We start from the raw sequence: 21,535 nt of genomic DNA on the forward strand, positions 1-21,535 counted from the left end.
TCCGCGACGTCGAGCGGGATGTCAGCTCAGGATGTCCTTCGTCGTGAAGCGGGCCCAGGCGAGCGCTCCGAACACGATGATGTAGCCGCCCTGCAGCAGGGCGTTGTCGGCCAGATTGGACCACACCACCGGGTCGCGCAGGAAGTCCGCGAAGCCGAGCCAGTGGTGCGTGAACAGCCACGGGTCGAGCGCGTCGAGCTGGGGCAGCGCGTCGAGGATCTGCGAGACGGTCGACAGCACGATCGTGGCGGCCATCGCGCCGACGGGCACGCTCGTCAGGGTCGAGATGAAGAGCCCGATCGCGCTCAGCCCGAGCAGCGAGACGGTGACGTAGAGCGCCATCAGCAGCATGCGGAGCGCGTAGTCGCCGTAGCCGATCGTCTGCCCCGACAGCAGCGTCACGGGACCGATCGGGAAGAGGGCGGCCCCGGCGATCGCCCCGAAGACGACCACGACGAGCGTCCCCGCCAGGCAGAAGAGAGCGGCCCCGGCGTACTTCACGAGCAGGAGGCGCACCCGGCCCACCGGCGAGACCAGCAGATAGCGGAGCGTCCCGAGACCGGCCTCGCCGGCGATCGTGTCACCGGCGACCACGCCCACCGTGAGCGGCAGGAAGAGCGGGATGGCCACGGTGAGCGCCGTCAGCGAGACGAACAGGCCGTTCCGGGTGATGTCGCCGAGGAAGGCGGGGCCGTCGCCGCCTCCGTCGGAGTCGTCCGACGCGACGCGGACGGCGACGGCGAGGAGCACGGGGATGAGGGCGAGGGCGCCCAGCAGGGCGATCGTCCGGGTCCGCCGGAAGAGCACGACGATCTCGCTCCGGAGGAGCGAGATCCCCGCGCCACGGGACGGCCGCAGTGCGGGGGAGGGGTCAGCCGGCGACATCGAAGCCCTCCCCGGTGAGATCGACGAAACGGTCTTCGAGACTGGCGCCCGCCACCTCGAAGCCCCGCACGCGGACATCGGCGGCGACGAGCGCGGCGACGATCGACTCGGGCGACAGACCCTCGACCACGAGGTCGGCCTCGACACGGGCCACGCCCGCGCGCGAGTCGGGCGGATCCGTCGATCGGACGCCCGCCTCCGGCGACAGGCCGAGCCGACGCAGGACGTCGCGGGCGGCGTCGGCATCCGGCGTGAGGAGGCGGACGCGGTGCAGGCCGAGGGCCCTCAGATCGTCGAGGGTCCCCTGGGTGAGCAGTCGGCCCGCACTCATCACCCCGATGTGCGTGCACATCTGCTCGACCTCGGCCAGGAGGTGGCTCGAGACGAACACGGTCGTCCCCTCGTCGGCCAGGGAGCGGATGAGGGTCCGGACCTCGCGGGTCCCCTGCGGGTCGAGACCGTTGCTCGGCTCGTCGAGCACGAGCAGGTCGCGGGGCATGAGCAGAGCGTTGGCGATGCCGAGTCGTTGCTTCATGCCGAGCGAGTAGGCGTGCGCCTTCTTCGACGCGGCGTGGCTCAGGCCGACGCGATCGAGGGCCGCGTCGACCCTCGACGATCGCGTCGAGGCCGGGGCCGAGCGATCGGCGGCGTCGAGACGCTGCAGGTTGGCCCGGCCCGACAGGAACGGATAGAACGCCGGGCCCTCGACCAGCGCGCCGACGCGGGGGAGGACGTCACGGGCGTCGCCCGGCATCGACCCGCCGAGCAGGCGGATGTCCCCGCTCGACGCGGACGTCAACCCGAGCAGCATGCGGATGGTGCTCGTCTTGCCCGAGCCGTTCGGTCCGAGGAACCCGTAGACGCTCCCCGTCGGCACGGCGAGGTCGAGATCGGCGACGGCCTTCTGCCGGCCGAAGGACTTCGTGAGCGACGACGTCTCGATGGCGAGGCTCGAGGTCGAGCCGGTCGCCGGCGGGGCCGTCGTCACGCGACGGAGGTCACTCGGCCGGTGCCGACGCAGCGGCGACCAGCGCGTCCGCATCGACGGCCCCGACGAAGACGCGCCCGTCGTCGGTCAGGAGCACGGAGACGAGCGACGTCTGCAGGGCCCTGCCGCCGTCGACCGGGGTCATGACCTGGTCGAGCAGCGCCGCCGACCCGCCGGTGGGGTCGGACGCGGAGGATCCCGCCGGAGCGGTGCCCTTCGCGGGGGTCAGACCGACGACGGCGGACCAGCCGGAGCCGATGACCGTGCGAGCGGGGTGCTCGGTCGACGCACCCTCGTGACCGGGTGCCCCGTCGCCGTGGGCACCGTCGGCGGGCTTGTCGACCTCGGTGACGGTCGCGTCGGCCGGCGGGGCGAAGGCGAAGACGGATGCGTCGGGCGCGTCGAACGACACCGAGGTGAATCCGACGGAGATCGCGGGCTCGCTCTGACCCCGTGCCTCGACGACGACCTTGAGGGGGACCCCGGTCTCGGCGTCGACGGTGAGGACGACGCGACCGACCAGAGTCTCGGCGTCGTCCGGCGAGAGCACCACCTCGTAGGCGTCGCGCCCGGCCACCGACACGTCGTCCGAGCTCGTCACGGTCGTCGAGTCGTCGACGGCGTCGAGGACGGCGTCGGCCAGTTCACCGGGCGTCTGCGGCAGATCGGCGCCGTCGACGGAGGTCTCGAGGGCGTCGCTCGCGGAGCGGTCGGGGAGGGTCAGGTGGGTGGCCTCCTTCGACGAGGAGTCGTACGTCCAGACGTCGGAGCCGTCGCGGATGACGTTCCGCTCGGCGAGGTCCTCGACCACCTGCACGCGCTGCTTCGTGGCACCGTCCGCGAAGACCTGGGCCGTGTGGTCGCCCGTCAGCATCTCGAGGGCCTGCGACGACGAGTCGCCCGAGCCGGACGACATGCCGGCGGGCAGATCGGGCAGACCGAGATCGGACGTCTGCTCGACCGTGCCCGAGAACGCCGCGTCCGAGCTGCCGGCGACGAGCGCCAGCACCTGCTGCGGCGTCTTGTCGGGCAGGTCGACCTCGGCGTTGGCTGCGACCGAGGGCACGACGATGCCGGCGGCGATGACGGCGACGGGGATCGCTGCGGCGGGGATCCAGCGGGCTGACTTCTTCATGGTGATCATGGCCTCTCGCATCGGACCGTGGACGGGTCGACGACTGGTCGGCAGAGTACGCGTGAACCCTGGAGAACACTGCGAATCCGAGGCGGACGGTTCGACGTCGAGACGGTTCCGCAGACGCCCGGGCCGGGCGGCCGCCGCTAGAGGTCGACGACCTCGAACTCGAGCAGATCGGCGCCCGTGGCGACGGGCCCGCGGGGTGCGTCGCCGGCGCCCTCGGGGCGCGCATGGGCGGCTCGGGCCCCGTTCGCGGCCCAGGCCGCGAAGTCCTCTTCGCTCCGCCACGTGGTGACGACGAAGTAGCGGTCGTCGCCCTTCACCGGGCGCAGCAGCTGGAAGCCCTCGAAGCCCTCGGCTCCGTCGACGGAGTGCTTGCGGGCGGCGAAGCGCGACTCGAGCTCGGTGCCGGCTCCCTCGGGGACGTGGATGGCGTTGATCTTGACGACGGACATGGTGCTCTCTCTCGTTCGGATGGGACGGGGCGGGGTGCGCGTCAGGCGGTCTTCATGACCGTCGCGGTGAAGCCCTGCACGCGGTCGCGCAGACCCGCGGCGCGGCGCTCGATCTGCTCGGGCGGATTGAGGTGCGGCGGTGCCACCCGGATGAGCAGGGAGCACGCGAGGTCCTCGCAGATGTACGTGCCGAGCGTGTTGCCGTTCAACCCGGCCTCGCCGGCCTTCGGCGCGGTGAACAGACGCACCTGGGTCGCGGGTTGCGGCGAGTGGCAGAGCGAGCACATGGCCGCGATGCCGGGTCGGAGCGACGAGCTCGACGAGCGGACGACGAGACCGACCGGCCGGTCGTCCATCCAGTGCACGATGTAGCCGCGGTGATGGGCCTGCGGATCGCGCCACCCCAGGAACTCGCGCTCGGACCACAGCATCTCGTGCAGCCCCGGGATCGGCAGCCGGTCGAGGTCGCCCGGCTGGGCGTTGACGAACGACGATCGGATGTCGGACTCGGTCAGCGGCTTCATGGTCTCCCTCGGGGCCTCGGTCCCGCCACCCTACGCGGCACGTCCGACACCGACGCGAGGAGGCGGCGGGCCTAGCCTGGGGCCATGTCGGGAGCGGAGGCGATGCACGCGCTGGTGGCGCGCCTCCGGAGGGCCGGCTGCGTCTTCGCCGAAGACGAGGCCGCGCTGCTGACCGAGGCCGTCGACGACCCCGCGGCTCTCGAGGGGCTCGTGCGCCGCCGGACCGCCGGCGAGCCCCTCGAGCAGGTGCTCGGCTGGGCCGGGTTCGACGGTCTCCGCCTCGGCGTCGCGCCCGGCGTCTTCGTGCCGCGCCGCCGCACGGTCGCGCTGGCGCGGCGGGCCTCGGCGCTCGTCCCGCAGCACCGCGCGGCCGTCGCCCTCGACCTCTGCTGCGGGGTGGGCGCCGTCGCCGCCGTCCTCGCGCGCGACCACCCCCGGCTCGAGCTCGTCGCCGCCGATGTCGACCCCGTCGCCGTGGAGTGCGCCCGCGCGAACCTCCCCGCCGACGCCCTCGTGGTCGCCGGCGACCTGTTCGCGGTGGTCCCCTCGCGCCTCCGGGGCCTCATCGACGTCATCGCGGCCAACGCGCCCTACGTGCCGACGGCCGCGCTCGCGACGATGCCGGCAGAGGCGCGGCTGCACGAGAGGATCGCCGCGCTCGACGGCGGCCACGACGGTCTCGACGTGCACCGGAGGATCGCCGAGGAGGCGCGGGCCTGGCTCCGCCCCGGGGGGTCCGTCCTGATCGAGGCGAGCGCCGCGCAGGCGCCCGCCGCCGTCGCCCTCCTGACCGCGAGCGGCCTCGTCGCGCGCAGCGAGCACGACGACGGCTTCGACGCGACGGTCGTGATCGGCGTCCGCCCTGCGTGACGGGTCGGGTCGACCCGCGCGACGGTGAGGCCGGGGGTCATCCGGTGCTCGCGGCCGCGGGCTGAGCGCCTCGGTCGGATCAGACGTCGACGGGGTAGACGCGGGCCACGACGGGCGACTCGGGAGTGCCCGACACGTCGCACATGAAGGCCGCCTCGATGCGGCCGTCGGCGAGATGCCCGTAGCGGACCTCGACGACGGCGCCGTCGGCCGAGTCGCGGACGTCGTCCTCCTCGTAGTTCCAGACGTCGTCGATGAAGGGGAGGTCGGGGTGCTCGGCGGCGACGGCGGCCACGCAGGCGTCCCAGGCGGGAGGCGCCTCGCGGGTCGGCGCCGTGGCGGGCGCCGGAGGGGTCGTCGTCGGGATCGGCGTGCTCGAGGCGTCGGCGCCGGTGGTGGCCAGGGCCGTGGTGTCGGCCGCACCGGGCTCCGAGGTGGGCGTCGCGCACCCCGCGAGGGCGAGGACGACGACGAGGCTGCTGAGGATCAGGGGGGCGGCCATGCGGGGCACGAGGGCTCCTCGGGAGATCACGGGCCGCCACGGTGGCGGGCTTCGCGCTCAGGATACTGCTCCGGAGGCGACACGGAGGTTCTGCGGGCAGGCTGGTCCCATGACCGCTTCAGAGAACCGCGAACCGACCCCCCTCGAGCAGGCCATCGCCAAGGGCCAGGCGGGCGAGGGCGACATGAACTCGGTGCTCGCCGAGTTCGTCAACGCCGAGATCGTCGTGCCGACGGCCGTCGAGGCCGAGGAGTCGCTGAACGAGCTCCAGCCCGTGCTCTTCGACCGCGAGGGCACCCCCATGCTCGCCGCCTTCACCCACGCCGACATGATCGGCGACCAGGTGAGAGAGGTCGCCGGGCACTCCGCCACGATCCACGCGGCCGAGCTCGTCCAGGCGATCCCGCCCCAGACGGGCCTCGTCATCAACCCCGGCAACCCCGAGGGCTTCGAGATGCTGCCCGAGGGCGTCGCGCAGCTGGCCGACGACGTGCGCGAGCTCGTCGCGGCGCACCAGGCCGACGGGGCCGCCTCCGTCGAGCGTCCCTCCGAGTCCTGACCCGCACTCCCGACGTCATCGCCCCGGCCGCGAAGGACGCCGGGGCGAAACCTGTCGGACACACGCCGCCTGTAGGCTGAGCGCCACAAACGAACATCGGGCCATGAACACGTCGCGGGAGAGCCCCGGTGCGCACGCAGTGCGAGCACCGGGCACCGAAGGAGCAAGCTCCCCGCCAATCTCTCAGGTACGCGTACCGCGACGGACTGGCCACTCTGAAAAGCAGAGGCGTCTCGCGGCGACCTCTCGCCCACGGTGAAAGCCGACCTCGGTCGGTGAAGCTCTCAGGCCCATGACAGAGGGGGAGCCCCGCCCGACGCCCGTCGTGCGGGGCCCGCCCCGTCGTGCAGGTGCTGCACGGCACGCTCCCGGTCGAGACAGCTCGAGGCCGGGCCGTCCCCCAGGAGTCCGATGTCCGACGCAGCCTCGAATCTGCCCGCCGCCCCCGGCCCCACCGACGCCGAGCTCATCGGCTCCGACCCGCTCGGAGCGTCCGACGCCGACCCGGTCGGCTCGGAGGGCGACGACGAGCGCTTCAGCCCCCTGCACGAGATCCACGTGGCGGCCGGTGCGTCCTTCACGGACTTCGCCGGCTGGCAGATGCCCGTCCGGTACAGCTCCGACCTCGCCGAGCACCACGCCGTCCGCACGGCGGCCGGGCTCTTCGATCTGTCGCACATGGCCGAGATCGCCGTGTCCGGTCCCGACGCGGGCGCGTTCCTCGACCACGCCCTGGCGGGCACCCTCTCGACCATGACCGTCGGTCGGGCGAAGTACTCGCTGCTGCTGGCGGACGACGGCGGGATCATCGACGACCTCGTCGTCTACCGGCTCGACGACCACGACTTCCTGGTCGTCGCGAACGCCGGCAACCGGGAGGCCGCGTTCACCGCCCTCGCCACCCGGGCCTCGGGCTCCGACGTCACGGTCGACGACGAGAGCGACGACACGGCGCTCATCGCCGTCCAGGGCCCCGAGGCAGAGGGCGTGCTCGACGAGCTCATCAGCGCCGACCGGCTGCAGCCGGACGCCCCCCTCTCGAGCCTCCGCTACTACCGCGTGCTGCAGGGCACGTTCGACGACGCTCCGGTGCTCATCGCCCGCACGGGCTACACCGGCGAGGACGGCTTCGAGCTGTACCTCGCACCCGAGCTCGCCGCCGACCTCTGGACGGCGATCGCCGAGGCCGGTGCGCCGCGCGGCCTCGTGCCGGCGGGGCTGGCCAGTCGCGACACCCTGCGACTCGAAGCGGGCATGCCGCTCTACGGACACGAGCTCGGCCGCGACGTCCGACCGGCCCAGGCGGGTCTCGGTCGCGTCGTCGACACGTCGAAGGACTTCGTGGGCAGGGCCGGCGTCGAGCCCTCGCCCGAGGCTCGCGTCCTCGTCGGCCTCACCCTCCAGGGTCGCCGTGCGGCTCGGGCCGGCTACCCGGTCGTCACCGACGACGGCACGGTCGTGGGCGAGGTCACCAGCGGGGCGCTCTCGCCGACTCTCGGGCACCCCGTCGCCATGGCCTTCGTCGACCCCGACGTGGTCGACCGCGGCCCGGCCCTCGCGGTGGACGTCCGCGGGACGGCGCTGCCCGCCACGGTCGTCCCGCTGCCGTTCTACAAGCGCTCCTGATCACCCTGCCAGTCCACGAGCCGACGGCTCGTCCTCCGCACCTCCCCCCTCCTCGAAAGGCCTCGGCATGACCGACCTCACCTCGCTCCACTACACCGCCGAGCACGAGTGGCTCCTCATCGACGGCGACACCGCCACCGTCGGCATCACCGACTACGCCGCCGAGAAGCTCGGCGACGTCGTCTACGTCGACCTGCCCGCGGCCGGCACCGAGGTCGAGACCGGCAAGGTCGTCGGCGAGATCGAGTCGACGAAGTCCGTCGGCGAGCTCTACGCTCCGGCGCTCGGCACCGTGCTCGAGATCAACGACGCCGTCGTCGACAGCCCCGACCTCGTCAACAGCGACCCCTTCGGCGACGGCTGGCTGATCAAGATCACCCTCGCCTCGGCCGACCGCGTCGGACTCCTCTCGCGCGACGAGTACGTCGCCCTGACCGCCGAATGAGCGCGCAGAACGGCTCCGGCGGCGTCTTCGGCGACTGGGCGGGCCGCGAGGCCGCCGGGTTCGTCGACCGTCACATCGGGACGACGCCGTCCGATCAGGCGGCCATGCTGGCCGTCGTGGGCCACGACAGCGTCGAGTCGCTCGTCCGGGCCGCCGTCCCCGACAGCATCCACACGACGTCCGACGGAGGCACTCTGCCGGCACCCGTCGGCGAGACCGAGGCGCTCGCCGAGCTGCGGAGGCTCGCCGACCGCAACCGCGCCTCCCGGACGCTCCTCGGTCTCGGCTACTACGACACCGTGACCCCGGCCGTCATCCAGCGCAACGTGCTCGAGAATCCGAGCTGGTACACGGCGTACACGCCGTACCAGCCCGAGATCTCGCAGGGCCGCCTCGAGGCCCTGATCAACTTCCAGACGATGGTCTCCGAGCTCACCGGTCTCACCACGGCGAACGCGTCGATGCTCGACGAGGGGACCGCGGTCGTCGAGGGCATGCTGCTGGCCCGACGCGCCTCGAAGGCGAAGTCCGACGTGTTCGTCGTCGACGCGGACGCCTTCCCCCAGACCAAGGCCCTGCTCGCCGGTCGTGCCGCGGCCGTCGGCATCGAGCTCGTCGAACTCGACCTGACCGGTCCGGACGCCGCCGAGCTGCCCGAGTCGTTCGGCGTCTTCGTGCAGTACCCCGCCGCCACCGGCGCGGTCCACGACCTGCGCGCGGTCGCCGACGCGAGCCATGTCCACGGCGGTCTCGTCGTCGTCGCGGCCGACCTGCTGGCACTCACGCTGATCACCGCGCCCGGCGAGTTCGGCGCCGACGTCGCCGTCGGCACGAGCCAGCGATTCGGCGTGCCGATGGGCTTCGGCGGCCCGCACGCCGGCTACATGGCCGTCCGCACCGGTCTCGAGCGCCAGCTGCCCGGACGACTCGTCGGGGTCTCGCAAGACGTCGACGGTCGCCCGGCGTATCGGCTCAGCCTCCAGACACGCGAGCAGCACATCCGCCGCGAGAAGGCGACCTCGAACATCTGCACCGCGCAGGTGCTGCTCGCCGTCATGGCCTCGATGTACGCGGTCTATCACGGCCCGTGGGGCCTCCGGCACATCGCCACCCGGGTGCACGGCCACGCCGCCGACCTCGCCGAGGCGATCTCCGCCTCCGATCTCGAGCTCGAGAACGACACGTTCTTCGACACCCTCCAGGTCTTCGTCCCCGGGCGCTCGGCCGAGATCGTCGCCTCGGCTCGCCGGCGCGGATATCTCGTGCACGCGGTCGACGAGGACTGCGTCCGGCTGTCGTTCGACGAGACGACGACGCGCGACGACGTCGTGACGATCGCGGACGTCCTCGGGGTCGAGCTCCGCCCGGGTCGGGGCGGCGACGGGCCCTCCGGGCTGCCGGAGGCGCTGCTGCGGACGAGCGACTACCTCACGCACCCGGTCTTCCGCACCCACCGCAGCGAGACCAGCATGATGCGGTACCTCAAGCACCTGGCCGACAAGGACTACGCCCTCGACCGCGGCATGATCCCGCTCGGCAGCTGCACCATGAAGCTCAACGCCGCCACCGAGATGGCGGCGGTGACCTGGCCCGAGTTCGCCTCGGTGCACCCGTTCGCGCCCGCCGACGACGTCGAGGGGTACCTCGACCTGATCGGTCAGCTCGAGGGCTGGCTCGCCGATCTGACCGGGTACGACACGGTCTCCCTGCAGCCCAACGCGGGCAGCCAGGGCGAGCTCGCCGGGCTGCTGGCGATCCGGGGCTACCACCTCGCGAACGGCGACGCCGCGCGGACGGTCTGCCTCATCCCGCAGAGCGCCCACGGCACGAACGCCGCGAGCGCCGTGCTCGCCGGGATGCGGGTCGTCGTCGTGGCCTGCGACGACCGGGGCAACGTCGACCTCGACGACCTCCGCCGACAGGTCGCGGCCCATGCGGACGATCTCGCGGCGCTGATGATCACCTACCCGTCCACCCACGGCGTCTACGAGCACGACATCCGCGACATCACCGACGCCGTCCACGACGCCGGCGGTCAGGTGTACGTCGACGGCGCCAACCTCAATGCGCTGCTGGGCTTCGCCAAGTTCGGCGAGTTCGGCGGAGACGTCTCGCACCTGAACCTGCACAAGACGTTCTGCATCCCCCATGGGGGCGGCGGCCCGGGTGTCGGCCCGGTGGCGGCCAAGGCGCACCTCGCGCCGTTCCTGCCCGGGCACCCGATGGCTCAGCAGGCCGACCGGCGCACCGGTGCGGCCGTGGCGGCACCGGGGGAGCGCCCGGCCCACGCTGGAGTGCCGGTCTCGAGCGCCCCGTACGGCTCGCCGAGCATCCTGCCGATCAGCTGGGCCTACATCCGCATGATGGGCGACGAGGGTCTGGTGCAGGCCACCGGCGCGGCCGTCCTCGCGGCCAACTACGTGGCCGTCAGGCTGCGCGAGCACTACCCGGTGCTCTATGCGGGCGAGGGCGGGCTCGTCGCCCACGAGTGCATCCTCGACCTGCGTCCGCTGCGTGAGGCGACCGGGGTGACCGTCGACGACGTCGCCAAGCGACTGGTCGACTACGGCTTCCACTCGCCCACGATGTCGTTCCCCGTCGCGGGGACGCTCATGGTCGAACCCACCGAGAGCGAGGACCTCGCCGAGATCGACCGCTTCGTCGACGCGATGATCGCCATCCGCCACGAGGCGGAGCAGATCTCGGCAGGGCGCCATCCCGTCGAGGACAGCCCGCTGCGTGCCGCCCCGCACACGGCGGAGTCGGTCATCTCGGGGGAGTGGACGAAGGGCTACAGCCGCGACGAGGCCGTCTACCCCGTCGACTCGCTCAAGCGGGCCAAGTACTGGCCGCCGGTGCGCCGCATCGATCAGGCGTGGGGCGACCGGAATCTGTTCTGCGCCTGCCCTCCGGTCGAGGCCTTCGCCTGATCGCCGACGCCCGGGCCCGAGTCGCCGCTCGGCCCGGGCGTCCGGCGGTCGTGGTCAGGACGGCAGTCCGAAGAACGCCGGGAACGCCGACGCCGCCCACGGGTAGCCGATGAAGACCGCGGAGTCCATGACGACGTGGGCCACGACGAGCGGCAGGATGCGGCCGTAGCGCGCGTACAGCCAGCCGAAGACGAGGCCCATGACGACGTTTCCGACGAACGCGCCGAAGCCCTGATACAGGTGGTACGTGCCGCGCAGCAGGGCGGCGGCGACGATGATGGCGACGGGTCGCCAGCGCAGATCGGTGAGGCGGGCGAAGAGGTACGCCACGACGATGATCTCCTCGGTGAGTCCCGCCCGCAGCGCCGAGAGCACGAGCACCGGCGCCGTCCACCAGTGCTCGGCGAGGTCGGTGGGGACGACGGTGACCGTGAGGTCGAGGGCCTTGCCGACGAGGTAGAGCCCGATGCCGGGGATGCCGATGGCGAGGGCGAGTCCGAGACCGCCGAGGACGTCGCGGCCGCTTCGCGAGAAGTCGACGCCGAGACGCGCGAGGTGCGGTCGGCGGTGCTGCCAGAGCAGGTAGGCCACGAGGGCGACGGGCACGAGGTCCACGAGCACGCCGAGCACCTGGTAGACGAGGTCGAATACCGCCCGGTCGCTCAGCGACGAGTTGAGGGTCGCGGTCTGCTGCGAGAGGCTCGTGGGCTGCGTCAGGCGGTTCACGATCGACACGAGCGAGTACACGGCGGAGGCGCCGAGCGACAGGCCGAGGACGATCGCGATCTCGACCCGGAGGCGCGCGCGGCCGGGTGGGTCGACGGCCGGTTCGAGGGGCATGGCCGGATAATACCTGCCACGTGTCCGAATTCTCGCAACGGAAAGCTGCGTAGATGCGGGCCTGGACGCAACGTTGTGGGCCTCGACGCAAGGATCCTCCGAATTGGTTTCCGTCGTGTAACCGTTCGGCCTCAGGTTTGGAGATGCCTGAGGGCGGTGCTTAGGGTCGTCTCATCCAACGCGGCACGGCTCATGGGGAATCGTGCTGCGTCCTTTCTTGCATCAGGAGGAACATTGAAGAAGACGCGCATGGGCCTCGGGTCCGTCGCCGTCGTGGGGGCGGCAGCACTCGTCCTCACCGGTTGCAGCAGCAGCAACGGTGGCGACTCGGGCGACGCAGCTCCCTCGGGCAACGCCGACGCCATCATCACGACCAACGGCAGCGAGCCGCAGAACCCGCTCGTCCCGTCCAACACCACCGAGACCGGTGGCGGGAAGATCATCGACTCGATCTTCGCCGGCCTCGTCTCGTACGACGCCGAGGGCGCCACCGAGATGGACGTCGCCGAGTCCATCGAGTCCGACGACAACCAGCTCTGGACCGTCAAGCTCAAGGAGGGTCAGACCTTCACCGACGGCACCCCCGTCACGGCCGAGTCCTTCACGAAGGCCTGGAACTGGGCCGCGCAGATCAGCAACGCGCAGAGCGCCTCGTACTTCTTCGACAACATCGAGGGCTACGACGCCGAGGCCGACAGCGACCTGTCGCTCGAGGTCGTCAGCGACACCGAGTTCACGGTCATGCTGAACGCCCCCGAGGCCGACTGGCCCCTGCGTCTCGGCTACTCGGCGTTCTCGCCGCTGCCCGAGTCGTTCTACGACGACGTCGACGCCTTCGGTGAGAACCCCGTCGGCAACGGCCCGTACAAGCTCGAGGGCGAAGGCGCCTGGACTCACAACCAGGACATCAAGCTCGTCACCAACGAGGACTACGACGGCCCGCGCACGCCCGTCAACGGCGGCCTGACCATCACGTTCTACACGACGCAGGACGCCGCGTACTCCGACGTGCTCTCGGGCAACCTCGACATCCTCGACCAGGTGCCCGACACCCAGTTCGCCTCGTACGAGAGCGACTTCCCGGACCGCTTCGCCAACCAGCCGGCCGCGATCTTCCAGTCGATCACCATCCCCCAGTACCTCGAGCACTTCGACGGCACGACCGAAGAGGGCAAGCTGCGTCGCGCGGCGATCTCGCTCGCGATCAACCGCGACGACATCACCGACGTCATCTTCCAGGGCACCCGCACCCCCGCCAAGGACTTCACGTCGCCCGTCATCGACGGCTACTCCGAAGACCTCGAGGGCTCGGACGTGCTCGACTACGACGCCGACCGCGCCAAGGAGCTGTGGGCTCAGGCCGAGGAGATCGCCCCCTACGGCGACACCACCTTCACCATCGCCTACAACTCGGACGGCGGACACCAGAACTGGGTCGACGCCGCGTCGAACAGCATCGCCGACACCCTCGGCATCAAGGCGGCCGGCGAGCCCAAGCCGACGTTCGCCGAGCTCCTCGACCAGGAGGACAACGACGCCATGACCGGCGCCTTCCGTTCCGGATGGCAGGCCGACTACCCGTCGCTGTTCAACTTCCTCGCGCCGCTGTACCAGACCGGCGCCGGCTCGAACTACGGCCGCTACACCAGCGACGAGTTCGACGGCCTCCTCAGCGAGGGCGCCGCGTCGACCTCCGTCGAGGACGCCAACGCGAAGTTCCAGGAGGCGCAGGAGGTCCTCCTGACCGACCTCCCCGTCGTCCCGCTGTGGTACTCGAACGTGACCGGCGTGTGGGCCGACACGGTCGAGAACGTCCAGTTCGGCTGGAACTCCGTCCCGCTGTTCTACGAGGTCACCAAGCAGTAAGGAACGCATCGAGCGAGGCCTCGGCCTCGATCACAACTGCCGAGGGGTCCGGGCGGGTTATCCTGCTCCGGGCCCCTCGGTGGGCGTCCACCACTCTCTCTCCATGATTGCGACATCCATGCACGCGCAGAAAATCGAGGCGGCCTGATGCTCTGGTACACCGGCCGGCGCCTCCTCCAACTGATCCCCGTCTTCTTCGGGGCGACGTTCCTCATCTACTTCATGGTCTTCGCTCTCCCGGGCGACCCGATCGCCGCGCTCTTCGGCGAGAAGCAGCCCAGCCCGGCCGTGATCGAGGCCATCCGGGCGCAGTACAACCTCGACAAGCCTTTCATCGTGCAGTACCTGCTCTACATCGGCGGTCTGTTCACGGGTGACCTCGGCACGACCTTCTCCGGTCGTCCGGTCATCGACGAGCTCGTCCGGGCGTTCCCGATCACGTTCCGTCTCGCCATGCTCGCGCTGCTCTTCGAATCGATCGCCGGCATCGTCGTCGGCCTCTACGCGGGTCTCCGCAAGGGCAAGATCTTCGACAACAGCGCCCTGGTGGTCTCGCTGCTGCTCATCTCGGTCCCGACGTTCGTCATCGGATTCGTGCTGCAGTACGTCTTCGGCATCCAGCTCGCCCTCTTCCGCACCACCGTCAGCTCGCAGGCGCCGTGGAGCGAGCTGGTCCTGCCCGCGATCGTGCTCGCCTCGGTGTCGTTCGCGTACATCGTCCGGCTCACCCGCGCCTCCGTCGCCGAGAACATGAGCGCCGACTTCGTGCGCACGGCGACGGCGAAGGGCCTGACCCGTCGTCGGGTCGTCGGGGTGCACATCCTCCGCAACTCGCTCGTGCCGGTCATCACCTACCTCGGCGTCGACATCGGATCGCTCATGGTCGGTGCGATCGTCACCGAGGGCATCTTCAACATCCAGGGCGTCGGTGGCACGGTCTACCGGGCCATCCAGCTCGGCGAGGGGCCGACCGTCGTGTCGTTCGTCGCGGTGATGGTCATCATCTTCATGCTGGCCAACCTGCTCGTCGACCTGCTCTACGCCGTTCTCGACCCGAGGATCCGCTATGCCAAGTAACACGACACCGGGCCTGTCGCCCGACCACTACGTCGCCCCGCTCGACGAGACGCCGCTGAAGGCCGTCGACGCCGTCGACGAGACCGAGAAGCCCCGCTCCAGCTGGAACGACGCATGGGACGCCATGAAGACGCGTCCCCTGTTCTGGATCTCCGCGGTGCTGATCCTCTTCGTGATCGTCGTGGCGCTGTTCCCGCAGCTCTTCACGAGCACCTCGCCGACCTCCGGCGCCAGCCTCCCCGACAGCAACGGGCCGGCCGAGTCCGGGCACCCGATGGGCTTCACGCTCCAGGGTCTCGACGTCTACGCGCGTGTCGTCTACGGCACCCGGGCCTCGCTGACCGTCGGCCTGCTGGCCACGGTGCTCGTGACCCTGGTGGGCATCGTCATCGGCTCCCTCGCCGGCTACTACGGCGGCTGGCTCGACGCGCTCGTCTCGCGACTCGGCGACATCTTCTTCGCCATCCCCACCGTGCTCGGCGCCATCGTGCTCATGTCGGTCCTGCCGTCGCGCACGCCGCTGACGGTCGCCCTCGTGCTGTCGCTCTTCGCCTGGCCGCAGATCGCCCGCATCATGCGCGGCTCGGTGCTCGGCGCCAAGAGCAGCGACTACGTCATGGCGTCCGCCGCTCTCGGCGTCTCGCGGTTCCGCATCCTGATCCGGCATGTCGTCCCCAACGCGATCACCCCCGTGATCGTCGTGGCGACGGTCTCGCTCGGAACGTTCATCGTCGCCGAGGCGACCCTCTCGTTCCTCGGCATCGGCCTGCCCGGCACCGTGATGTCGTGGGGCAACGACATCAACGCCGCCCGCGCCTCCCTGCGGGTCGCCCCGATGCCCCTGATCTGGCCGGCGGCCGCCCTCTCGGTGACCGTGCTGTCGTTCCTCATGATGGGCGACGTCGTGCGCGACGCCCTCGACCCGAAGGCGAGGGCCCGTCGATGACCTCCACCTCCACCCGTCCCGAGTCGGCGGGCACCGCCTCCTCGGCGACCCCCCTGCTCGAGATCAAGGGCCTGAAGATCGGGTTCAAGACCCAGTCCGGCTACGTCGACGCCGTCCGCGGCGTGGACTTCACGATGATGCCGGGCGAGCGCCTCGCCATCGTCGGCGAGTCCGGTTCGGGCAAGTCGACCACGGCCACCTCGATCATCGACCTCCTGCCGGGCGCCGGCGAGGTCACCGGGGGCCAGATCCTCTTCGAGGGCAAGGACCTCACGAAGGCGACGCCCGCCGAGATGCAGGCCATCCGCGGTCGGGACATCGGCTACGTCCCTCAAGACCCGATGTCCAACCTGAACCCGGTCTGGAGCATCGGATTCCAGGTGGAAGAGGCGATCCGCGCCAACGGCGTGGCCACCGGCAAGCAGGCTGTGCGCGATCGCGCGATCGAGGTGCTGAAGGAGGCGGGGCTCGGCGACGCCGACCAGCGTCTGAAGCAGTTCCCGCACCAGTTCTCGGGCGGCATGCGTCAGCGCGTGCTCATCGGGATCGGCCTCTCGTCGCGCCCCAAGCTGCTGATCGCCGACGAGCCCACCTCGGCGCTCGACGTCACGGTGCAGCGGCGGATCCTCGACCACCTCGAGACCCTGACCCGCGACTACGGCACCTCGGTGCTGTTCATCACGCACGACCTCGGTCTCGCCGCCGAGCGGGCCGAGAAGCTCGTCGTCATGTACAAGGGCCAGGTCGTCGAGTCGGGGCCCTCGAAGGAGATCCTGGCGAACCCGCAGCACCCCTACACGCAGCGTCTCGTCGCCGCGGCGCCGAGCCTCGCGAGCCAGCGCATCCAGTCGAGCATCGCCCCGACGCACACCAACGACGTCGAGATCTCCGACGAGGGCGCCGACGACGCCGAGCTGATGAAGCGCGCGCACCAGCGCGAGGAGCTCGGCAAGCGGAACGCGTCGTACATCCAGGTCGAGAACCTCACCAAGCTGTACAAGATCCGTCAGGGCGGCTTCAAGACGACCGAGCTGCGGGCCGTCGACGACGTCTCGTTCTCGATCCCGCGCGGCACGACGATGGCGCTGGTGGGCGAGTCCGGCTCGGGCAAGTCCACCGTGGCCAAGCTGGTCCTCCAGCTCGAGTCCATCACGTCGGGAACGGTCGCCATCGACGGCAGGAGCGTCGGGGCCCTGAAGGGCAAGGACCTCTTCGACTTCCGTCGTCGGGTGCAGCCCGTCTTCCAGGACCCCTACGGCTCGCTCGACCCGATGTACAGCGTCGGCAACACCATCGCCGAGCCGCTCGTCACCCACGGCATCGGCGACCGCAAGAGCCGTCAGAAGCGCGTGCACGAGCTGCTCGACCAGGTGTCGCTGCCGGTCTCGATGGTCAACCGGTACCCCGGCGAGCTGTCGGGCGGTCAGCGTCAGCGCATCGCCGTGGCCCGGGCCCTCGCCCTCAAGCCCGACGTCATCGTGCTCGACGAGGCCGTGTCCGCGCTCGACGTGCTGGTGCAGGGGCAGGTCCTCGATCTGCTGACCGATCTGCAGACCGAGCTCGGTCTCACGTACCTCTTCATCACGCACGACCTCGCGGTCGTCCGGCTGATCGCGGACAACGTCTGCGTCATGCAGAAGGGCCGCATCGTCGAGGCCGGCACGACCGACGAGATCTTCGCGAACCCGGCGCAGCAGTACACCCGCGAGCTGCTCGAGGCCATCCCCGGCGCGAACTTCGAGTTCGGTCGGTAGCCGACCCGCGCCTCCTCGGCCGAGGGCCTCTCCGCCGTTCCGACCGGAACGGGGGAGGGGCCCTTTACCACGTGCCGTAGACTGTCGTCGCCGGGCTCTGTCCCGCGCACCTCCCCCTCCGCTTCTCGTAAGGAATACATCCATGGCGACTGCCATCCGCAGCGACCTGCGCAACGTGGCGATCGTGGCCCACGTCGACCACGGCAAGACGACCCTCGTCGACGCCATGCTCAAGCAGACCAACTCTTTCGACGCGCACTTCGACACCGAAGACCGCATGATGGACTCGAACGAGCTCGAGCGCGAGAAGGGCATCACGATCCTCGCGAAGAACACCGCGGTGCTCTACAACGGTGCTCACGCGACCGACGGCCCGATCACCATCAACGTCATCGACACCCCCGGCCACGCCGACTTCGGCGGTGAGGTCGAGCGCGGCCTCTCGATGGTCGACGGCGTCGTCCTGCTCGTCGACGCGTCCGAGGGCCCCCTGCCCCAGACGCGCTTCGTGCTGCGCAAGGCCCTCGCGGCCAAGCTCCCCGTCATCCTGCTGGTCAACAAGACCGACCGGCCCGACGCCCGCATCGACGAGGTCGTCGCCGAGTCGCAGGACCTCCTCCTCGGTCTCGCCAGCGACCTCAGCGAAGAGGTCGAGGATCTCGACCTCGACGCGATCCTCAACGTCCCCGTGGTCTACGCCTCGGGTCGCAACGGCGCCGCCTCGACGAACAAGCCCGACGACGGCTCGCTTCCCGACAACGCCGACCTCGAGCCGCTGTTCGACGCGATCCTCACCCACGTGCCGGCGCCGACCTACGACGACGAGCACCCCCTGCAGGCGCACGTCACCAACCTCGACGCGTCGCCGTTCCTCGGTCGCCTCGCGCTCCTCCGCGTCTTCCATGGCACCCTGAAGAAGGGCCAGACCGTCGCCTGGGTCAAGGCCGACGGCACCACGGTCAACGCCCGCATCACCGAGCTGCTGATCACGAAGGCGCTCCAGCGCTACCCGGCCGACTCGGCGGGCCCCGGCGACATCGTCGCCGTCGCCGGCTTCGACACGATCACCATCGGCGAGACGCTGTCGGACCCCGACGACGTCCGGCCGCTGCCGACCATCACGGTCGACGACCCCGCCATCTCGATGACCATCGGCACGAACACCTCGCCGCTGATCGGCAAGGTCAAGGGTCACAAGCTGACCGCGCGCATGGTCAAAGACCGTCTCGACCGCGAGCTGATCGGTAACGTCAGCCTCAAGGTCGTCGACATCGGACGCCCCGACGCGTGGGAGGTCCAGGGTCGTGGCGAGCTCGCCCTGGCCATCCTCGTCGAGCAGATGCGCCGCGAGGGCTTCGAGCTCACCGTCGGCAAGCCGCAGGTCGTCACGCGTCGTGACGAGAACGGCAAGCTGCAGGAGCCCTTCGAGCACATGACCGTCGACGTCCCCGACGAGTACCTCGGCGCCATCACGCAGCTGATGGCCGCTCGCAAGGGCCGCATGGAGAACATGGCGAACCACGGCTCGGGCTGGGTCCGCATGGAGTTCATCGTCCCGTCGCGCGGTCTGATCGGCTTCCGCACGCAGTTCCTCACCGACACGCGCGGCACCGGCATCGCCAACGGCATCAGCCACGGCTACGGTCCCTGGGCCGGCGAGATCTCGACCCGCACCAACGGATCGATCATCGCCGACCGCTCCGGCGTCGTGACGCCCTTCGCGATCCAGAACCTCCAGGAGCGCATGACCTTCTTCGTGCAGCCGACCGAAGAGGTCTACGAGGGAATGGTCGTGGGCGAGAACTCGCGCGCCGACGACATGGACGTCAACATCACCAAAGAGAAGAAGCTGACCAACATGCGTCAGTCGACGGCCGACAACTTCGAGTCGATGACGCCGTCGCGCATCCTCTCGCTCGAGGAGTCGCTCGAGTTCGCCGGTGACGACGAGTGCGTCGAGGTCACGCCCGACGCGATCCGCATCCGCAAGGTCGAGCTCGACGCGTCCGCGCGTCAGCGCAGCACCGCCCGCTTGAAGAAGCAGAACGCGTAGCACACGCTCCATCCGAAGGCGGCTCGCAGCTCTGCGGGCCGCCTTCGGCGTGTCCGGTGTGTCCGGCGGCGGTGGACGTCCGGCAGCGCCGCCCGCCTGCGCACCCTGCACCTTCTGCGCGCGTGTCCAGTGACGGCGGCTACCCTCGCCGGGTGCTGACGTCTCCGAAGTCCCTCCTCCGCCCGATCGCCGCTCTGGCCCTCTCCGCCGGTCTGGTCGGCGGTCTGACCGCCTGCGGTTCGGGGTCACCCGTCGACAACATCGTCGGGGGAGCCATCGACAGCAGCGTCGAGGGCCTGACGGGCACCGTCCAGCAGGCCGTCGAGGACGCCGCGGGCGAGGTGCTCGGCGGTGCCGGCGTCACGACCGACGGCACGTTGCCCGAGTCGTTCCCCGCGGACGTCCCGCTCGTCGAGGGCACGGTCCGCGGGGGCGGCTCCGGGCCGGAGGGGTCCGGCTGGGTGGCGCAGGTGACCGTCGCACCCGACGCGTTCGCCGCCGCGCAGCAGCGTCTCGAGCAGGCCGGCTACACCGCGAGCGGGGTGGACTCCGACGCCGACAGCGGCTTCGGCACGTTCACCGGCTCGACGTACCGGGTCCTGCTGACCGTCTCGACCGACACCGAGGGCGTCTCGACCGCGACCTACGTCGTCACGCCGGTCTGAGCCACGGGGGCGACCATCTGCCGGAGGCGCGGTGTCCGCCCGGCGGGCTCCGCGCCTCCTGCAGGTCCTCCCGTCGGCACCGACGGCGGCGTCAGGCGAAGAGCGTCTCGCCGACCCAGCCGTCCGACGATGCGCCCGGCGGCACCGCGAAGATCGCCGAGCCGACGTGCTTCACGTACTCGTTCATGCGGTCGCTGCGGGCGAGCGCCTGCTGGATCGGCACGAACTGGCGGCGGCTGTCGCGGTTGAAGCAGATGAAGAACAGCCCGGCGTTCAGCCGACCGAGCTCGTCGTTGCCGTCGACGAAGTTGTAGCCGCGGCGCAGCAGGGTCGCGCCCGCGTTGTTCTGCGGGTGGGCGAGGGCCACGTGCGAGTCGGGCGCGATGGCGGGCCCTCCGGTCGCGGCCGCGGCGGTGAAGTCGGGCTCGGTGAACTCCGACCCGCCCGAGAGCGGCGCGCCCTCGCCCTTGTCACGACCGAACACCGTCTGCTGCTCGGCGAGCGAGGCGCGGTCCCAGGTCTCGATCGTCATGCGGATCTTGCGGGCGACGAGGTACGAGCCGCCGGCCATCCAGGGCGCGCCGTCGTCGGCCGTCGCCCAGACCCCCTCGTCGACGGCGCGGGTGTCTTCGGCCTTGACGTTCGCCGTGCCGTCCTTGAAGCCGAAGAGGTTGCGGGGAGTCGTCTGGTCGCGGGTCGTCGACGACGTCCGTCCGAAGCCGAGCTGCGACCAGCGGAGGGAGGCGCGGCCGAAGGCGATCCGCGAGAGGTTGCGGATCGCGTGGACGGCCACCTGCGGGTCGTCGCTGCACGCCTGGATGCACAGATCGCCGCCGCTCGCCGCCTCGATGAGCTGGTCGCCCGGGAAGTGCGGCAGATCGATCAGGGCCGCCGGCCGCCGTGAGGCGAGACCGAACCGGTCGACGCCCGAGGTGCCGGTGAACAGCGAGGGCCCGAATCCGATGGTCACGGTGAGCCCCGCTGCCGGCAGCCCGAGAGCCTCGCCGGTGTCGTCCGGAGGCGCGGCGAGGGGCCCGCCCGTCGCCCCCGTCGGGCTGACGTCGAGACCGGCCGTCAGGCGGGACGCCGCGTAGCTCCAGTCCTGCAGCAGTTCGATCAGCTCGGCCCGGGTGGTGCCGTCGGCCACGTCGAAGGCGGCGAAGTGGAGGCGGTCCTGGGCGGTGGTGACGATGCCCGACTGGTGACGTCCGAAGAACGGATACGACGCTGCGGCGCCCGAGCCGCCCGCCGTGCGGGCGCTGACGGCTCGGTCGGCGCCGATCCCGGCGCCGAGACCGAGCACGCCGGCGCCGACGCCCGTGCCGACGAGCCCGAGGAGGCCCCGTCGCGACAGGCCGGACCTCTGGTCGTCGGCGCCGGCCCCGCCGGTACGGGGCACCCCGCCGCTCACC

At 70.8% G+C, this 21,535-nt stretch carries 19 protein-coding genes and 2 riboswitches; of the genes, 11 read left to right on the forward strand and 8 right to left on the reverse strand.

Going from position 1 to position 21,535, the window contains the following annotated elements:
• Positions 1–21: 21 nt before the first annotated feature.
• The 5 genes from ASF89_RS05480 to ASF89_RS05500 all read right to left on the reverse strand — a co-directional run bounded on the left by ASF89_RS05480 (position 22) and on the right by ASF89_RS05500 (position 3,990).
• Complete coding sequence (locus tag ASF89_RS05480; protein ID WP_055794461.1) at positions 22–885, reverse strand: ABC transporter permease; 864 nt, start codon at positions 883–885, stop codon at positions 22–24.
• Positions 872–1,873 (reverse strand): ABC transporter ATP-binding protein, encoded by a 1,002-nt coding sequence (locus ASF89_RS05485; protein ID WP_055813161.1) that lies wholly within the window; start codon positions 1,871–1,873, stop codon positions 872–874. Before ASF89_RS05485 ends, ASF89_RS05480 begins: the two co-directional genes overlap by 14 nt.
• A gap of 10 nt (positions 1,874–1,883) precedes the next feature.
• Positions 1,884–3,008, reverse strand: a complete 1,125-nt coding sequence (locus ASF89_RS05490; protein WP_055813164.1) for an outer membrane lipoprotein carrier protein LolA — start codon at positions 3,006–3,008, stop codon at positions 1,884–1,886.
• 146 nt (positions 3,009–3,154) lie between these two features.
• A complete protein-coding gene (locus ASF89_RS05495; RefSeq protein WP_055794462.1) occupies positions 3,155–3,466 on the reverse strand; it encodes an antibiotic biosynthesis monooxygenase in 312 nt (103 codons plus the stop codon).
• A gap of 41 nt (positions 3,467–3,507) precedes the next feature.
• A complete protein-coding gene (locus tag ASF89_RS05500) occupies positions 3,508–3,990 on the reverse strand; it encodes an FBP domain-containing protein (protein ID WP_055794464.1) in 483 nt (160 codons plus the stop codon).
• An 84-nt stretch (positions 3,991–4,074) separates the two neighbouring features.
• Between ASF89_RS05500 and ASF89_RS05505 the strand changes: the two genes are divergently transcribed.
• Complete coding sequence (locus ASF89_RS05505) at positions 4,075–4,860, forward strand: putative protein N(5)-glutamine methyltransferase (protein ID WP_200913404.1); 786 nt, start codon at positions 4,075–4,077, stop codon at positions 4,858–4,860.
• A 79-nt stretch (positions 4,861–4,939) separates the two neighbouring features.
• Here ASF89_RS05505 and ASF89_RS05510 read toward each other — a convergent pair whose 3' ends face one another.
• Positions 4,940–5,392 (reverse strand): hypothetical protein, encoded by a 453-nt coding sequence (locus ASF89_RS05510; RefSeq protein WP_156357246.1) that lies wholly within the window; start codon positions 5,390–5,392, stop codon positions 4,940–4,942.
• A gap of 79 nt (positions 5,393–5,471) precedes the next feature.
• On the opposite strand from ASF89_RS05510, the gene ASF89_RS05515 reads away from it, so the two are divergent.
• The 4 genes from ASF89_RS05515 to gcvP all read left to right on the forward strand — a co-directional run bounded on the left by ASF89_RS05515 (position 5,472) and on the right by gcvP (position 10,922).
• Positions 5,472–5,921 (forward strand): SseB family protein, encoded by a 450-nt coding sequence (locus ASF89_RS05515; RefSeq protein ID WP_055794468.1) that lies wholly within the window; start codon positions 5,472–5,474, stop codon positions 5,919–5,921.
• A 105-nt stretch (positions 5,922–6,026) separates the two neighbouring features.
• Positions 6,027–6,130, forward strand: a riboswitch (glycine riboswitch).
• Positions 6,131–6,230: riboswitch (glycine riboswitch) on the forward strand.
• A 102-nt stretch (positions 6,231–6,332) separates the two neighbouring features.
• Positions 6,333–7,547 (forward strand): glycine cleavage system aminomethyltransferase GcvT, encoded by a 1,215-nt coding sequence (gene gcvT, locus ASF89_RS05520; protein WP_082474958.1) that lies wholly within the window; start codon positions 6,333–6,335, stop codon positions 7,545–7,547.
• Between the two features lie 67 nt (positions 7,548–7,614).
• Positions 7,615–7,992 (forward strand): glycine cleavage system protein GcvH, encoded by a 378-nt coding sequence (gene gcvH, locus ASF89_RS05525; RefSeq protein ID WP_055812660.1) that lies wholly within the window; start codon positions 7,615–7,617, stop codon positions 7,990–7,992.
• Positions 7,989–10,922 (forward strand): aminomethyl-transferring glycine dehydrogenase, encoded by a 2,934-nt coding sequence (gene gcvP / locus ASF89_RS05530; protein ID WP_082474959.1) that lies wholly within the window; start codon positions 7,989–7,991, stop codon positions 10,920–10,922. The genes gcvH and gcvP overlap by 4 nt, the downstream gene beginning before the upstream one ends.
• 54 nt (positions 10,923–10,976) lie before the next feature.
• On the opposite strand, the gene ASF89_RS05535 is transcribed toward gcvP, so the two are convergent.
• Positions 10,977–11,762, reverse strand: a complete 786-nt coding sequence (locus ASF89_RS05535; protein WP_055812663.1) for a CPBP family intramembrane glutamic endopeptidase — start codon at positions 11,760–11,762, stop codon at positions 10,977–10,979.
• A gap of 234 nt (positions 11,763–11,996) precedes the next feature.
• On the opposite strand from ASF89_RS05535, the gene ASF89_RS05540 reads away from it, so the two are divergent.
• The 6 genes from ASF89_RS05540 to ASF89_RS05565 all read left to right on the forward strand — a co-directional run bounded on the left by ASF89_RS05540 (position 11,997) and on the right by ASF89_RS05565 (position 20,123).
• The gene (locus ASF89_RS05540) at positions 11,997–13,628 is read left to right on the forward strand and encodes an ABC transporter substrate-binding protein (protein WP_055794474.1); all 1,632 of its coding nucleotides are present in this window, start codon (positions 11,997–11,999) and stop codon (positions 13,626–13,628) included.
• Between the two features lie 147 nt (positions 13,629–13,775).
• Positions 13,776–14,705, forward strand: a complete 930-nt coding sequence (locus ASF89_RS05545; RefSeq protein WP_055794476.1) for an ABC transporter permease — start codon at positions 13,776–13,778, stop codon at positions 14,703–14,705.
• A complete protein-coding gene (locus ASF89_RS05550; protein WP_055812667.1) occupies positions 14,695–15,651 on the forward strand; it encodes an ABC transporter permease in 957 nt (318 codons plus the stop codon). The genes ASF89_RS05545 and ASF89_RS05550 overlap by 11 nt, the downstream gene beginning before the upstream one ends.
• Positions 15,648–17,405 carry an ABC transporter ATP-binding protein gene (locus tag ASF89_RS05555; protein WP_055794481.1) on the forward strand — a complete coding sequence of 586 codons (1,758 nt, stop codon included), beginning with the start codon at positions 15,648–15,650 and terminating at the stop codon, positions 17,403–17,405. The genes ASF89_RS05550 and ASF89_RS05555 overlap by 4 nt, the downstream gene beginning before the upstream one ends.
• 142 nt (positions 17,406–17,547) lie before the next feature.
• Positions 17,548–19,458 carry a translational GTPase TypA gene (gene typA, locus ASF89_RS05560; protein WP_055794484.1) on the forward strand — a complete coding sequence of 637 codons (1,911 nt, stop codon included), beginning with the start codon at positions 17,548–17,550 and terminating at the stop codon, positions 19,456–19,458.
• A gap of 152 nt (positions 19,459–19,610) precedes the next feature.
• Complete coding sequence (locus ASF89_RS05565) at positions 19,611–20,123, forward strand: hypothetical protein (RefSeq protein ID WP_156463316.1); 513 nt, start codon at positions 19,611–19,613, stop codon at positions 20,121–20,123.
• A gap of 91 nt (positions 20,124–20,214) precedes the next feature.
• Here the strand turns inward: ASF89_RS05565 and efeB are convergent, their stop codons facing one another.
• On the reverse strand, positions 20,215–21,522 hold the full coding sequence (gene efeB / locus ASF89_RS05570) for an iron uptake transporter deferrochelatase/peroxidase subunit (protein ID WP_200937099.1): 1,308 nt from the start codon (positions 21,520–21,522) through the stop codon (positions 20,215–20,217).
• Between the last annotated feature and the right edge of the window lie 13 nt (positions 21,523–21,535).

Origin of the sequence: Frigoribacterium sp. Leaf172, assembly GCF_001424285.1 — a bacterium.
Lineage (GTDB): Bacteria > Actinomycetota > Actinomycetes > Actinomycetales > Microbacteriaceae > Frigoribacterium.

What these genes read in the sequence shown, in the direction of transcription:
- ASF89_RS05480 (WP_055794461.1), bottom strand. Translation starts at nt 885, where the DNA reads ATGTCGCCGGCTGACCCCTCCCCCGCACTGCGGCCGTCCCGTGGCGCG.
- ASF89_RS05490 (WP_055813164.1), bottom strand. Translation starts at nt 3,008, where the DNA reads ATGAAGAAGTCAGCCCGCTGGATCCCCGCCGCAGCGATCCCCGTCGCC.
- ASF89_RS05495 (WP_055794462.1), bottom strand. Translation starts at nt 3,466, where the DNA reads ATGTCCGTCGTCAAGATCAACGCCATCCACGTCCCCGAGGGAGCCGGC.
- ASF89_RS05500 (WP_055794464.1), bottom strand. Translation starts at nt 3,990, where the DNA reads ATGAAGCCGCTGACCGAGTCCGACATCCGATCGTCGTTCGTCAACGCC.
- ASF89_RS05505 (WP_200913404.1), top strand. Translation starts at nt 4,075, where the DNA reads ATGTCGGGAGCGGAGGCGATGCACGCGCTGGTGGCGCGCCTCCGGAGG.
- ASF89_RS05515 (WP_055794468.1), top strand. Translation starts at nt 5,472, where the DNA reads ATGACCGCTTCAGAGAACCGCGAACCGACCCCCCTCGAGCAGGCCATC.
- gcvT (WP_082474958.1), top strand. Translation starts at nt 6,333, where the DNA reads ATGTCCGACGCAGCCTCGAATCTGCCCGCCGCCCCCGGCCCCACCGAC.
- gcvH (WP_055812660.1), top strand. Translation starts at nt 7,615, where the DNA reads ATGACCGACCTCACCTCGCTCCACTACACCGCCGAGCACGAGTGGCTC.
- gcvP (WP_082474959.1), top strand. Translation starts at nt 7,989, where the DNA reads ATGAGCGCGCAGAACGGCTCCGGCGGCGTCTTCGGCGACTGGGCGGGC.
- ASF89_RS05535 (WP_055812663.1), bottom strand. Translation starts at nt 11,762, where the DNA reads ATGCCCCTCGAACCGGCCGTCGACCCACCCGGCCGCGCGCGCCTCCGG.
- ASF89_RS05545 (WP_055794476.1), top strand. Translation starts at nt 13,776, where the DNA reads ATGCTCTGGTACACCGGCCGGCGCCTCCTCCAACTGATCCCCGTCTTC.
- ASF89_RS05550 (WP_055812667.1), top strand. Translation starts at nt 14,695, where the DNA reads ATGCCAAGTAACACGACACCGGGCCTGTCGCCCGACCACTACGTCGCC.
- ASF89_RS05555 (WP_055794481.1), top strand. Translation starts at nt 15,648, where the DNA reads ATGACCTCCACCTCCACCCGTCCCGAGTCGGCGGGCACCGCCTCCTCG.
- typA (WP_055794484.1), top strand. Translation starts at nt 17,548, where the DNA reads ATGGCGACTGCCATCCGCAGCGACCTGCGCAACGTGGCGATCGTGGCC.